This window comes from Dinoroseobacter shibae DFL 12 = DSM 16493 (assembly GCF_000018145.1).
Lineage (GTDB): Bacteria > Pseudomonadota > Alphaproteobacteria > Rhodobacterales > Rhodobacteraceae > Dinoroseobacter > Dinoroseobacter shibae.
Genome location: NC_009956.1, coordinates 108050 through 121813 on the forward strand (window position 1 = coordinate 108050; position 13764 = coordinate 121813).

Below are 13764 nucleotides of genomic sequence, written 5' to 3' on the forward strand. Positions count from 1 at the left end.
GGCCTTTGCGGCGGGGCGGTTCGGGGAAGGGGGGTTATCGACGCAAGTCATTACCAACAAACACCTGGAGCCGCGGTTGGTTCCGCCCGGCGCGCGTTGGGCGGAACCCTTTGGGCGCAGCGGGGTTGATCATCGGAACGTCGCGTATGATCAAGACCAAGGACCGACCAAATGCTCACGTCACAAGATCGTTCGCACCAGGCGGAGAACAGCGACGCCAGAATTCAGGTGCTGATCACGGCGGCCGAGGCATTTCCCGAGCTGGAACGTGCCTTTCTGGCAGCGTCATCGGAGATCTGGGCGAGCTTTCGAGTGTTTGACCTGCGCACGAAACTGCGCAGCGATGCCGCGAAGGCAATAGGCGAGACCTGGTTTGATCTGGTCGAACACACGCTGTCCCGTGGGGTGGCGATCCACATGGCGATCTCAGATTTCGATGCCATCATGGCCCCGCGCCTGCACAATCACACATGGAATTCGATGCGTGCCTTTCTGGCCGCGGCGGAAATCGCCGGCCCGCAGGCGTGTCTGGACGTGGTGGGTGCGGCGCATCCCGCCCGGGCGGGGCGCCCGCATCGTGTGCTTGTCTGGCCTTGGGTCTATCGCCGCCTGGCCGAGGTGGTCGAGGATCTGAACGCGGATACGCCCGACCGGCGCGCCCGACGGCTGGAGCATTTGCCGGGTCTTGCGCGCCATGTCGAGAAGGATGACGACGGGTTTGTCCGTGCCAAGCGTTGGCCGCCCGCGGACCTGTTGCCGGTGACGCACCACCAGAAGCTTGCCGTCTTCGACCGCAAGACCGTGTATATCGGGGGGCTCGACCTCGATGAGCGGCGTTATGACGACCCCGATCATCAGCGCGGCCGCGACGAGACATGGCACGACGTGCAGCTCATGGTGGAGGGAGGTGCGCTGGCCCGCGAAGCCCAGAGCCATGTCGAACAGTTCCTGAAGGTCACCGCCGGTCGTGGGGACCCGCCTCCGGCGACCGAGCTTTTGACGACCGTATCGCGGCGGCACCGGGTGACGACCCCGTTTCTGGGACCAAAACCCGTGCGCAATACGCTGCTGGAAGCGCATCTGGCGCGTATTGAATCGTCGGAGGATCTGATTTATCTCGAAACGCAGTTCTTTCGCGACATTCGCATTGCGGACGCACTGGCCAAGCGCAAGCGGGAGGCGCCATCGCTCGACCTCATCGTGGTGCTGCCCGGGGCGCCGGAGGATGTGGCTTTTGATGGCGCAACCTCGAGCGATGCGAAGTTCGGCGAGTTTCAGCAGGTACGCGCCTTTGACCGGGTGCAGCAGGCCTTCGGCGAGGATTGCATCTTTTGTGCGCCGGTGCGGCCCGAGGCTTATGATACCGGCAAGCGGGATTGTCTTGCGGGATCGCCGATCATCTACGTGCATGCCAAGCTGGCGATCTTCGATACCACCCGGGCCATCGTGTCCTCGGCCAATCTCAACGGGCGGAGCCTGTCCTGGGATACCGAGGCGGGGCTCGAGCTTGATGATCCCGAGATGGTAGCCCACCTGCAAAGGCGGACCTTCAGCCATTGGTATGGAGAGGATGCGCCCGAAGCTTTTCTCGCCCCTGACACTGCTGTCTCGGAATGGCGCAAGCGAGCGATGCGCAATTTGCAAGCCAAGCCCTCGGCTCGGCAGGGTTTTCTCGTGCCCTATGACCCTGAACCGGCGCGTGCGTTTGGACGATGGGTGCCCGGTGTGCCGGATGCGCTCGTCTGACGCTCAGTCCTGAACGCTGGTGTTCCCACAATTCTTCTGTCCAAGCGCGGCGACCGCCCCCCACGTGCATCGGTCGCGCCCCTGTTTCGCCGTTCAGGTGAGCGATTGCACGTTAAGGCGTGTCCCCCCATTTCATCAGCAAACAGGCCAACGGTCAGTCTGGACACCTGGCACTTTTGGAACCCGGGCGGCGGTTTGGGCATTCGCCCAAGAGACGCTTGTTCATTCAGAGAGGGATCTTGCTCATGTCCAATGGTGCAACCGAACACACCACCGAGACGCCCAATGCCGCCGAACGCAAGGCGTTCGTGGCCGGGCGCGAGGCCGGGTCGAACCGGTGGCTTCTGTACATCGTGGGCGGCGTGTCCATCCTTGCTGGGGTCATTGCGATTGCCATGCCGTTGCTGGGCACCTTGACGGCGGCAATCGTGGCTGGTGCGGCGCTTATCGCCAGCGGGCTCGCGGGATTGTTTACCGCGCTTCGCCGTCACGAAGGATGGCACGTGGCCGCTGCCTTTGCCTTGGCGCTGCTGTCTATTCTCGTCGGCATCATGATCTTTTTGCAGCCTATCGCGGGGATTTTCGCCCTCACGACGCTCGTGATCGCGTGGTTTGCCGCGAGCGGTGTGCTGCGCGTCTATTACGGCGCGCGCATGGTGCGCGACGGGGGCGGCTGGATGATCGGCACCGGTGTGCTGTCCATTGCGGTCGCGCTGCTCTTGTGGTTCGGTCTGCCGTTCAGCGCGACCTGGGTGCTGGGGGTCGTGTTGGGCGTGGACCTGATGCTGTGGGGGGCGTTGTTGATCGCCTATGCCGTTCGCGCGGGCAGGTGGACCGCCGCCGACCCGCAAGAGGTGGGCTGAGGGGTCATGGCGCTGGCGCGTCGCGCAGGTTCTGGACCTCCTCGGGTGTCAGGTTGCTGTCATAGCGGTTGCCGAGGTTCTGCTGGATATAGGTGACGACTTCGACGATTTGCTCGTTGCTCAGCCAATCGTTGAAGGCGGGCATCGCACCCATGCCGTTCACCACGATCCAGGCCGGATACCGTGCGCTTTGCAGCCGCGGATTGGCCGCGAGGGTCGGGTATTGTGCAGCGCCCAAAGCGCCCTGGCCCTGCGGCTGGTGGCAGCCGGCGCAGGCGACCATGTAGATCTCTTCACCGCTGTTCACGAGGAAGCCGTCCGTGCTTGCCGAAAGGGCCTCGGTCGACTCGTGTCGTTCGGGATTGCCCTGGGCAAATAGCGCCGTCGCGGCCACGATGCAGCCGACGGCCAGTGTCGTGATACGAAACGGGTTCATTGGTTGCCTCCTTGCGTGGAATACAGGCCCGAGGCGGCCACGTCGTTCAGGCGCCGGATCGCGTCGAGCGAAGACAGGATCGAGCCTTCCTGCCAACCGGGCAGGTAGCTCAGATGTTCGCCCGCACAGACGATCCGCCGGTCGACCCGGGCCGCGGCACGGTAGCTTTCGTCGCGGGTGTCCCAATTCGAATAGCACCCCAGCATCCAGGGCACACGGTGCCAGCTCAGCGCGACACCGGAGCTGAATTCCTCGGCTGCCTGGGGGTGAATGATCTTCAACTGGTTGCGGATGCTCTCTATTCGTTCTTCGGGCGACATGGAGTTGTAGGCATAGGCCTGAGGCCCATAGACATACGCGGCCAGCAACACGCCCGGTCCGGTCGAGTGCATTTCGTTCGAGGGATAGCCGATCTCGGCGATCGGCAGGTCGGTCAGGGTGATGCCGCCATAGATCGCGAGATCCTGTTCCCAGAAGCGACGCTTCATTTCGAAGCCGGCCTTGACCGACTCGTGATAGTGCAACTCGCGCATGGCCGCGCGCATGTCGGCGGCGACATCGATTTCGATCTGGCTGAGCACCGTGAAGGGGATCGTGCAGACGCACCAGTCGGCGGTCGACCGATGCTCCTTGCCGCTGACGCCGGTTTCGGTCCAGTCGACGGTGACGCCTGCGCTGTCCTGCATGATCCTGGTGACCCGCGCGTTGTGGGTGATCAGATCGCCGACCTCGCGTTCGAAGGCATGGGCGATCTCCTCCATTCCGCCCTTGGGCTGGAACATCGGTGCGTGATGGCGATAGGTCGTATGATTGCGCAGGTACTGCCAGAACCGGCTGTCGAGGATGTCTTTCAGCTCGATTGGCTTTTCCGGGGTGGGGGCGGCGTCGAGCAGCCCACCGCCCGGCGCGCCGGAGTTGGGGTAGCCGCGATAGCTCGAGACCTCGAGCCGCTCGGTATAGCGGTACTGGCCGTCGAGCACGCCGAAGGACTTGAGGCTTTCAAGCAGCATCTCGGCGTCCTCGGCGGTGATCTGGTCGGCGAAGGCGCCCTGGTTTACGCTTTTGGCCAGCATCTCGGTGATGCCGCCGACGTAATCGGCCCAGATGTTGTGGTATCGCTGGGGCTTGCCGCCGAACGCGTCGGGGGAGTGCAGGAAAGCGTTCTGGTCCTCCTGCACGAAGATCTCAAGCTCCACCCCGAGGCGCTGACAGTAATCGAGCACCGCGCGGTGGTGGTGCGGGATACGCCAGGGGCCGATGTTGATGTACTGGCCTTGGCTGAAGTTGCAGGTCTGCTCGTATCCACCAAGCTCACGGAAGCTGTCGCCGCCCTTGAGCGTCCAGCACCTGCCGCCCGCGCGGCTCTGGTATTCGAGGATTTCGACCTCGTAGCCCGCGCGCCGCAACTCAAAGGCCGCGACCATGCCCGCAAGGCCAGCGCCGAGCACGAGGACCTTCTCGCCCTGGGGGGCGCCTTCGAGGGCCGGTGGGCCGTCATAGGGCGAGGGCAGGCTATGGCCCATCGTGGTCATTGCGCCCATCATGGCACTGGCGCCGCCGGCGACACCGATCAGCTGAAGCAGGTCGCGGCGGGACATCTGAAACCGGGGGTCGTCTTGCATGGCTGGTCTCCTTTTGCGGGGGTCAGCGGGTTTGCGTCGGGGCCGGCCCGGACGGTGTCTCTTTGAAGAACCGCAGGGCCAGGGAAGCGATGGAGGTCAAGAACAGCGCCCCGCCCGCCACCCACATCAGGGCTCCTGCGAGTTGCTGATCGGCCAGGGCGGTTAGCCCGTAGTTGAGGGTCGTGGCCAGGTGCCAGTCGTGCCAGGCGACGGGTGCAAGGGTCAGCATCGAGGCGTAGACCGTCAGCTGTGCGCCGGTCAGCGCCGCGGCGCCGAGCGCCATGTGTGGGCGCGCGCGCATCGCCGCAAAGAGCAGGGTGGCGGACCCGAAAAGGCTCAGATGCATGGACCAGTAGCCCAGATCGCTCTCGAGCGTGGCCTGATAGGGGCCGGGCGCGTGCCAAACCCAGAACAGCACCGCGAACAGGATCGCGCAGGGCAGGGCGGGCAGGCGCATCCTTGGCAGAGCCGCGGCCAGGATCGGCGCGGCGACGAGCGTCAGCAGGATATGCTGGCCCACGCGGGCCGAGAAAAGCGCAATGGAGGCCGCACAGAGCGGCGAGACGAAAAGCAGGCCGACAAGGCCCCAGGCAAGCCCGAAGCGTGCCTTGTCCTTCAGAAGGACAAATCCGGCGAGCCCGGCCAATGCGAGCCCGGACAACAGGTACGGGTCAAGGGTCCAGCGGCTCCAGAGCTCGGCTGGCATGGGCGGGGCGCCGCAGAAGGGGACGTAGGTGTCCATAGTGTTCTCCTTGTTTTTAGCCCGTACAGCCCGACACGCGCAGAATGGGCCAGACGTTGGCAAGAACCGCCAGGAACGAGATCAGCGCCGACCACCAGGCCGCTTGCGCGAGCGGCAATTCCGGACCGTCGGGCCCGACGCGCCTCATGCCGCGGCCGGACAGGATCAGCAGCACGAGGATCGCAACCGCGATCGTACCGGTCACCAGCGCCGCGACGGCAGCCATGGTATCCGGCCCCAGCAACCCGCGCGGCGAGCAAGCGGCCGAGATCAGCGCATAGATGGCGATGAAATGGATCGCCCACAGCGTAATGGGCGTGGCGATGCGAAAGAGGTTCGTGGTCATTGTGGCGTCCCCGCGAACAGGAAGGCGATGGCGGTGATCAGCGCCATGGTGGCGGTGGCTTTGCCGAAGCTGCCAAGCAGCATGTCGGGCAGGCCCTGACCGGGCTTGGTGGCGCCCACGGCCTTGCGCAGGGCGTTGAACACCGTCCACAAGAGCGCCACGGATATCAGGGCCGTGAGATAGGCGCCGATCGCCCATCCGACGGCGGCGAAAGCCGTGCTCCAGGGGTCGATGGGCAGGAGGGCAAGGCCAAAGCACATGGTTAGCCCGATCAGGCAGGCGGCCAGCAGGATATTGAGGCTTCCGGTCATCCAGAGCGATGCGCGCGCGTGGGCCCGTCCGACCATCCAGCTAAGCGCGAAGACCACGACCGACAGGCCGAGCGCGAGAAGGGCGAAGATGCGCGCGGGCCGCTGGGTCGCCTCGGCAAAGATCGGTTGCGTGTTCCAGAGGTAGAGCCCCGCGAAGAGCAGCGAGAAAAACAGCGCAAAGAGGATCATGATCGTTCCGACGAGACCCACATGCAGGTGACTTTGCTTGTCGATCGCATTGACCGGCAGGCGCAGTCCCTCGATGCCGATGTCTCGGTCGACACCGCTGTCCGAAGGCTCCCATGCCCAGCCGGCGAAGCCGATCAGCGCGATGCCCGCCCCGATCGCGCAGAGCCAGTAGACCGAGGCGAGGGTGGCGCCGAAGAGCAGCGCAAGGCCCAAGGCCGCGATCAGCGGGAACCATGTCGGGTGCGGCAGGCGCAGTATCTGCAGCGGTTCGCCCGTGACGATGTGGCAGCCCAGTGTTTCGCGCCGGTGATCCGGGTAGTCGCGCAGGGCGCCGCGCACCTCTGCGCCGGGCGTCTCGGCCAGTTCCGGTTGATCCCAAAGCGGCTCGCGCGAGGTGATGCGCGGAATGGCGCGGAAGTTGTAGCCGGGCGTGACCGGTTCATAGAGCCATTCCAGCGTGCTTGCGCCCCATGGGTTGCGCCCCGCCCGTGGCCCGACGCGCCGGTGGCGGAAGAAATCCCAGATGAACAGCGCGATCCCGGCGGCCAGAATGAAGGCGCCGATGGTCGACAGCATGTTCAGCCGGTCCCAGCCGATGCCTCCGGGATAGGTCGCGACCCGCCGCGGCATGCCCCGCATCCCCGTCAGGTGCATCATGAAGAAGGCCAGGTTGAAGCCGGAAAACATGAGCCAGAACACCCATTTCCCCAACCGCTCGGACATCATGCGGCCGGTGAAATGCGGCACCCAGTAGTACAGCGCGCCGAACATCGGGAACACCATGCCGCCGATCAGCACGTAATGCAGATGCGCCACCACGAAGTAGCTGTCATGCGCTTGCAGGTTGAATGGCACCGCCGCCACCATGACGCCCGTCATGCCACCCAGGACGAAGATGAACAGAAAGCCCAGTATGAAGTGCATCGGTACGGTCAGGCGCGGCTTGCCCTGGCTGAGCGTGGCGATGAAGCAGAAGATCTGCACGCCGGTGGGCACGGCGACCATGGTCGAGGCGGCGGAGAACAACGACAGCGACAGGATCGGCAGGCCGGTTGCGAACATGTGATGCGCCCAGAGCCCGAAACTTAGGAAGGACATCGTCACCACCGCCGCGACGGCAAAGCCGTAGCCGAAGAGCGGCTTGCCCACGAAAGTCGGCAGCATCGTGGCCACCATGCCGGCCGCCGGCAGGAAGATGATATAGACCTCCGGGTGGCCGAACAGCCAGAACAGGTGCTGCCACAGGAGCGGATCGCCCCCCAAGGTGTGGTCGAAGAACGGCAGACCCAGCAGGCGCTCTGCCTCCAGCAGGATCGAGCCGATGATCAGCGGCGGAAAGGCAATCGCGATCATGAAGGCGGTGGCCAGGAGATACCACATCAGGATCGGCATCTTGGTCAGGCTCATGCCCGGCGCGCGGGAACACAGGATAGCGGCGATGATCTCGACCGCCGCGGTGACGCTTGCGATCTCGGCCAGGGTGATCCCGATCAGCCAGAAATCCGCGCTGAGCCCTTCGGTATAGGCCGAGGTCGACAGCGGCACATACATGAACCACCCGCCATCCGGGGCCGCGTCGAACAGGAAGGACGACAGCACGATGATGCCGCCGAAGAGGTAGCAGTAATAGCCGAAGGCGCCGAGGCGTGGAAACACCAGGTCCCGCGCGCCGATCATCAGCGGGATCAGATAGACGGCGAACCCTTCTAGCATCGGGATCGCGAACAGGAACATCATGATGGTCCCGTGCATGGTGAACAGCTGATTGTAGGTTTCGCTGCTTAGGAAGGTGTTCTCGGGCACCATCAGCTGAAGGCGCACCAGGAGCGCGAAGACCCCGGCGATCAGGAAAAAGATGAACCCGGTGATCAGGAAACGCTTGCCCACCGCCCGGTGGCTGACCGCGGACAGGACGCGAATGCCGGAGGGCTGTTCCCAGATGCCTTCGAAATCCTTGCCCATCTCGCCCTTCGGGGCAACGTCATAGGCGGGCTTGCGTGCCGCCGGCTGCGGGCTGGGCGGCTCGGCGCCCCGTGGCTGGGGGAAGGTGTCGGTCATTGCAGGCTCACGAGGTAAGCGGACAGGTTGCGCAGATCCGGACCGCTGAGGTGGTTGTAGGAGGGCATTTGCGCGCCGGGCTTCATGTCCTGCACATCGGCGATCCAGCCTGCGACGTTGCCCTGGTTCATGCGCCACATGCCCGCGCCGAGGCTGGCGCGCGCGCCCAGACGGGTCAGGTCGGGGCCCAGCCGCCCACCTTCTGCGACCCCGCGGATTTCGTGACAGGCGGCACAGCCGGCGCTCAGGAAAACCTCGCGTCCCTCGGCTTGCGCGGGTCGGGCCACGTCGCGCGCCGCGCCGCGCGTGGTGGCAAGCCACTTGTCGAAGGCCTCGGGGGGCAGGACCGTTACCTCGAATGCCATTTTCGGGTGGGACAACCCGCAGAACTCGGCGCATTGGCCGCGGAACTGGCCGGTTTCGGTCGCGGTTATCGTCAGAGTGTTGGTGCGTCCGGGGATCATGTCCATCTTGCCCGAAATCGAGGGCACCCAGAAGGAATGGATCACATCGTTGGAGTTCAGACGCAGGGTGACCGGGCGACCCTCGGGCAGGATCAATTCATTGGCGTCCCGCAACGGTGTCCCGTCCGGATCGTAGACCACATCCCACCAGAACTGATAGCCGGTCACCTCGATCACCAGTGCGTCGGGTGCGGGCCGCGTCGTCGCCACAAGGGCAGCGGTCGACGCCACCATCACGGTCGAGATTGCTATGAGCGGCGTGATCACGCCGCCGGTCCACACCCACCAATGGCCTGCTGGGCGTTTGCTGTGCCATGCGAACCAGGCGATCGCCATCACGACCACGAACACCGCCCCGAGGCCCACGACCATGCCGATTGTCAGGTCATAGGCGGCGGCGGCACCCAGCCCGCTTGGTTCCAGCGCGGATTGCGAATTCCAGATGTCGAGGGCGCTGCGATCCCCCAAGCTTTCGAGCGCAGCATCTTCGGCTGACGTGTCGAGATCCGGGGCCTCGCCCACGATGTCCCGCACACTGCGCCCGCCAAGAATGTCGAGATCTTCGTCCATCACTCGCCTCGCAACGTGAAGAGGTACGCTGCCATGTCACGTGCCTCGGCTTCGGTCACGCCAAGGTCGGGCATGGCCGTGTTCGGCGCATACGTGGTCGGATTGACAAGCCAGCGGACCAAGCCGCCCGGCTCGTTGGGCAGAACGCCGCCCACATAGGCGCGGTCGGCCAGCCCACCGAGGTCAGGTCCGACCGAGCCATCGGCGCCCGTCACGCCGGGAATGGTGTGGCAGGCACCGCAGCCGTGCAGGATCATGAGCTGCGCGCCGTGCGACGCATCGGCGCCATAGACGTTGCGCGCTGCGGCTTCCCAGTCCGGCTGACCATCGGCCGGGCCGCTGCGAAACCAGGCGGCAAGGTCGCTGAAGGCCGCGGATGTGGTCGTGGCGAGAGCGTGGCCGGGGCTGTTCTCGGGACGCAGGGCTGACCAAGCCATCGCGGCGACCGCAAGGGAGAACAGGGCCAGAACCGTTGCATATGTGGCTGTGGGGCGCATAGGCGGATCACTCGGTGTCGACGGTCATGTCGACGTTGACCGCAACCTCGGCGCCGGCACCGGCGGGCCGGACGCGGGCGTAGTATTCACTGACGGCGCGCATGTCTTCGGACGACATCTTTTCTGCGATAGAAGACATCACGTTCATCGCGTCATTGTCGCGCACGCCCTCTGCCCATAGCTCCAGTTGATGGGTCATGTAATTGGCGTATTGCCCGGCGAGGTAGGGAACGGAGGGCGGGTTGCCCATGCCGCTGGGTCCATGGCAATTCACGCATGCAGGGATGCCCCGCTCGGCTGACCCCACCGCGCCCAATTGTCCGCCCCATTGCAGCAATTCCGGTTCGATATCGCCGATCACGGGGCGGAAGGGGGCATCAATGGCCGCGTAATGGGCCGAGACGGCCTCCATCTCGCGTTCGGTCAGGCGCTGAGCGACGCCCGACATCACCTTGTTGGGCCGCGCGCCGGAGGCGTAGTCGATCAGCTGTTTGTAGAGGTACCATCCCGATTGCCCGGCGATGCGCGGAAAAGCGCCGGACCCGTCGCCCATCCCCTCTGCCCCGTGGCAAGCGATGCACGCCATGCCGGATCCGCCCGCCTCGGCCCCGCCCATGGCGACCAGTCGGCCCAGTTCCAGCAGGTCATCGGTGACCTCTCGCTGAACCTCGACATTGAAAAGCACCCTGTCGTCTTCCAGCCGTGCTTCCAGCGCCTTGATACCGGGGTCGGTCTCATAGTCCTGCGCGTTCAGGGCAAAGACGCCAATACCGACAACGGCGAAAGCGGTTGTGATTACAAAGGGGCTGTTGAGGCGGGGCATGGGTGCAGTCCTTTCTCAGGCGTCCATCAGGGGGCGGGGATTGGGGAGGTAGTCGCGCTTCATGTGCTCAAGCGTCCAATACGCGAGCCCCATGAGCGGACCGGTGGGGTTGTAGCCGAGGTTCTGCGGGAAGAGGCAGGCCCCGAAAACGAAGACGTTGTGGTGGTCCCACATCTGACCGTAGCGGTTGACGACCGAGGTTTCAGGGTCGGTGCCGATGACCGCGCCGCCGACGTTGTGCGTCGTCTGGTAGGGGACGATGGAGTAGTTCTTGCCCTCGGCTGCGAGGTTCACGGAGCTGACGGAGGTGACATTGTCCATCTCCTGCGCGATTTCGACCGCGCGGTTCATCACGTAATCCGACATGCGCCGGTCGGTGTCGGGGAAGTTGAAGGTCATCCGCAGAAGCGGGCGCCCATAGGCATCGGTCCAGGTCGGGTCGAGGTCGAGGTAGTTCTCGGGTGTCGACACACTGGAGCCGTGGATCACCAGGTCCGCATGTCGCGTGTAGTTCTCGCGCACCGCGGCCTTCCACTCGGCACCCCAGGGGGGCGTGCCTTCGGGCACGGGCTGGTAGCTGATCGGGCGGCCGTGATACTGTTTGCAGGCAATATAGCCGCCGCCGACGAAGCCCAGGTCGGAATGATCGAAGTTATCGCCGTTGAAATCGTCGACAACGATACCGAGCGCGCCCGCCCCCATGAACGGGTCGGTCTGCACGGTCTCGTCAAAGAACGCGTCGACCGCGGCGATGGTCTGATAGCTGTAGTTGCGCCCGACCGTGCCCTGCCGCGTTTCGGGATCGTAGGGCGTGCCCAGGCCCGACACCAGCATCAGGTGCACGTTCCACAAACTGTAGGCGTTCAGGCAGACCGTATCGGCAGGTTGAAATACCTCTACCCCGTCCTCGTCGAGGTAGATGACCCCGGTGGCGGTCTGACCGTCCTGTGATTTGGTGACGCGCAGGACCTGCGCATCGAAGCGGATCTCGAAATTCTCGTGATCCTTGATCCGGTCATAGACGCAGATGATCGGGTCGGCCTTGGCGAAATAGCCGCAACCGAACCGCTCGCAAAAGCCGCAGTAGGTGCAGGGATGCAGCTGCGCGCCGTAAGGATTTTCATAGGCTTGGGTCACGTTGGCCGAGGGCATCGGAAAAGGGTTCAGACCCATCCGCTCGGCGGCGCGACCGAACTTGGTGTTCGAAATGGGTTGTTTCATCGCCGGGTTGGGGTAGCCGTCGCTGCGCGGCCCCTCGAAAGGGTTGCCGCCTACCTGACGCTCGCCGCGCAGGTTACCAGCGGCCCCGGCAGCGCCGCAGATCTTCTCGAAGAAATCGAGATGCGGTTCCAGCTCGTCATAGGTGACACCCCAGTCCTGGATGCTCAGTTCGTCGGGGATGAATTGGCTGCCGTAGCGGTCCTCGTAATGGCTGCGCATTTCCAAGTCCGAAGGCAGGGGGCGCCAGATCTGGCCGTTCCAGTGGATGCCCGCGCCGCCCAGCCCAGTGCCGGGCAGGAAAGATCCCAGCCGCCGCATCGGGAGCGCGCGTTGATCGCGTGAGTTGCGGAAGGTCAGGGTCTCTTTCTTGACGTCCTGCATGTGGCCGTAGCGCAGGGCATATTTCAGCTCGTCATGCTCCTCCGGACTGCCGAAGGACGTGGCATCGTGGCGGTGGTGCCCGCGTTCCAGCACGACGCAGCGTTGGCCGGCATGGGCCAACTCGTAAGCGGCGGTCAGGCCGGTCCAGCCGCCGCCCACGATCACGACATCGGTTTTGGGTAAACGACGCTCAGCCATCGGCGCGGCCCCCCTGCGGAATGGGCCGCGGCGGGGTCGATCGGCCATTTGGTTGGTGCGCAATGCCCATGGGCGGTGGTGGCGTGGAGATCGAGGCGTCATCCACGCGCTCGGTGTAATAGGCATGCGCCCCGGGAAAGCCGACCATCCGCCAGCCAGCATAATCGTAATTCCCCAGATATATCGGGTCGGCGAAATAGCCTTCGTTGGTGAGGCTGTGGAGCAGCGTGAAGAAATCGGTGGCCGGGGTGCCGCCGCCGATGGGTTGCGTGCGCTCGGATAGCGCCCGGATCGCATCGGCGCGGCCAGTCTCGTCAAGATCGAAGAGCGCGGGGCCCTCGGCGATGTGGGCGTCAATGCCGCCCAGAAGAAGCTCGGCGGGCGTCATGTCGAGTTGCCAGCCTTGCTCGGGCGTGCCTGCGGGGAAGGGGCCTTGCAGGTAGAGACCCGCGCCCTGGCCGTAATCCGTGGCCATCTGCAGGTCTATGAAGTCAACAACCCCGGCCTGACTGGCACTCGGGTAGTCGTCTTCGGGGATGAACACATCGCATGCGGCGGCGAGCCAGCGGGCTTGCGTGTCCGTCAGGATCGCCCATGGCCGGGCGTCTGCCTGGGCGAAGGCGTGGCGCGGCGCGCTGGTCAGACCGATCGCGGCTGCGACACCGCTGGCCCCGGCAGATTGCAAGATTGCACGACGTGAAAAGATGTGTGTCATGGAACGCCCCGTTGGCATTTGTTGCAGGGGCAACGCCAAAAATTACGGCTCGGTTCCCGAAAAAACCCGATCTGCGATCAATTCGTTTCGGTGTCAGATGCATGATCGCTGTCGCCGCCAGCCGCACGGATCTCGCCCAGCTTCAAGACACGGATGACCAGCAAGGCGAGCAAGGTGGTCGCGACCGCCATCATCCAAAACCCGAATCCGACGCTGAGCCCGATGGCGGCGGCCAGCCAGAGGCTGGTGCCCGTGGTAATGCCCCGCACCTTGCCCTGGCTGAAAACGATCATCCCGGCGGCAAGGAAAGCGACACCGTTGGTGACCGCGTTGACAAGGCGCAAGGGATCGCTCGACACCCGGTCGCTGTAGCTGTCCATATTGGCCAGAACTTCCAGCATGATGAGGCAGTAGAGCGCTGCCGCCAGCCCGACGAGCATATGGGTGCGCAGGCCCGCCGGGCGGCTCTTGGTCTCCCGTTCCAAGCCGATCAGACCGCACAAGACCAGCGCCCCGGCAAGCCGCAGCAGCACGACCTGCCAGGGGAGGGTGGTCAATGCAGTCAGCTCCTGGATGATCGGA

Annotated in this window: 13 protein-coding genes; 2 read left to right on the forward strand and 11 right to left on the reverse strand. The window is 64.6% G+C overall.

Going from position 1 to position 13764, the window contains the following annotated elements:
• Positions 1-171 precede the first annotated feature (171 nt).
• Complete coding sequence (locus DSHI_RS19590; RefSeq protein WP_012187271.1) at positions 172-1746, forward strand: phospholipase D-like domain-containing protein; 1575 nt, start codon at positions 172-174, stop codon at positions 1744-1746.
• A 245-nt stretch (positions 1747-1991) separates the two neighbouring features.
• Positions 1992-2609 (forward strand): HdeD family acid-resistance protein, encoded by a 618-nt coding sequence (locus DSHI_RS19595; protein WP_012187272.1) that lies wholly within the window; start codon positions 1992-1994, stop codon positions 2607-2609.
• A gap of 4 nt (positions 2610-2613) precedes the next feature.
• Here the strand turns inward: DSHI_RS19595 and DSHI_RS19600 are convergent, their stop codons facing one another.
• The 11 genes from DSHI_RS19600 to DSHI_RS19650 form a co-directional block, all read right to left on the reverse strand.
• Entirely contained in the window at positions 2614-3045 is a 432-nt protein-coding gene (locus tag DSHI_RS19600) for a c-type cytochrome (protein WP_012187273.1), read from the reverse strand.
• Positions 3042-4667: a flavin monoamine oxidase family protein gene (locus DSHI_RS19605; protein ID WP_012187274.1), complete on the reverse strand. Its 1626-nt coding sequence runs from the start codon at positions 4665-4667 to the stop codon at positions 3042-3044. Before DSHI_RS19605 ends, DSHI_RS19600 begins: the two co-directional genes overlap by 4 nt.
• A 22-nt stretch (positions 4668-4689) precedes the next feature.
• A complete protein-coding gene (locus DSHI_RS19610; protein ID WP_012187275.1) occupies positions 4690-5409 on the reverse strand; it encodes a cytochrome c oxidase assembly protein in 720 nt (239 codons plus the stop codon).
• A 16-nt stretch (positions 5410-5425) separates the two neighbouring features.
• Positions 5426-5755: a hypothetical protein gene (locus DSHI_RS19615; RefSeq protein ID WP_012187276.1), complete on the reverse strand. Its 330-nt coding sequence runs from the start codon at positions 5753-5755 to the stop codon at positions 5426-5428.
• Entirely contained in the window at positions 5752-8313 is a 2562-nt protein-coding gene (gene ctaD / locus DSHI_RS19620; RefSeq protein ID WP_012187277.1) for a cytochrome c oxidase subunit I, read from the reverse strand. The genes DSHI_RS19615 and ctaD overlap by 4 nt, the downstream gene beginning before the upstream one ends.
• Positions 8310-9347, reverse strand: coding sequence for a cytochrome c oxidase subunit II (gene coxB / locus DSHI_RS19625; RefSeq protein ID WP_012187278.1), 1038 nt, complete (start codon positions 9345-9347; stop codon positions 8310-8312). The genes ctaD and coxB overlap by 4 nt, the downstream gene beginning before the upstream one ends.
• A complete protein-coding gene (locus DSHI_RS19630; protein ID WP_044029474.1) occupies positions 9347-9784 on the reverse strand; it encodes a c-type cytochrome in 438 nt (145 codons plus the stop codon). The genes coxB and DSHI_RS19630 overlap by 1 nt, the downstream gene beginning before the upstream one ends.
• Positions 9785-9851: 67 nt before the next feature.
• Positions 9852-10667, reverse strand: coding sequence for a c-type cytochrome (locus DSHI_RS19635; protein WP_012187280.1), 816 nt, complete (start codon positions 10665-10667; stop codon positions 9852-9854).
• A gap of 15 nt (positions 10668-10682) precedes the next feature.
• Complete coding sequence (locus DSHI_RS19640) at positions 10683-12467, reverse strand: GMC family oxidoreductase (RefSeq protein WP_012187281.1); 1785 nt, start codon at positions 12465-12467, stop codon at positions 10683-10685.
• Positions 12460-13182 (reverse strand): gluconate 2-dehydrogenase subunit 3 family protein, encoded by a 723-nt coding sequence (locus tag DSHI_RS19645; protein ID WP_012187282.1) that lies wholly within the window; start codon positions 13180-13182, stop codon positions 12460-12462. The genes DSHI_RS19640 and DSHI_RS19645 overlap by 8 nt, the downstream gene beginning before the upstream one ends.
• A 77-nt stretch (positions 13183-13259) precedes the next feature.
• Positions 13260-13739, reverse strand: a complete 480-nt coding sequence (locus DSHI_RS19650; RefSeq protein ID WP_245533097.1) for an MgtC/SapB family protein — start codon at positions 13737-13739, stop codon at positions 13260-13262.
• Positions 13740-13764 lie beyond the last annotated feature (25 nt).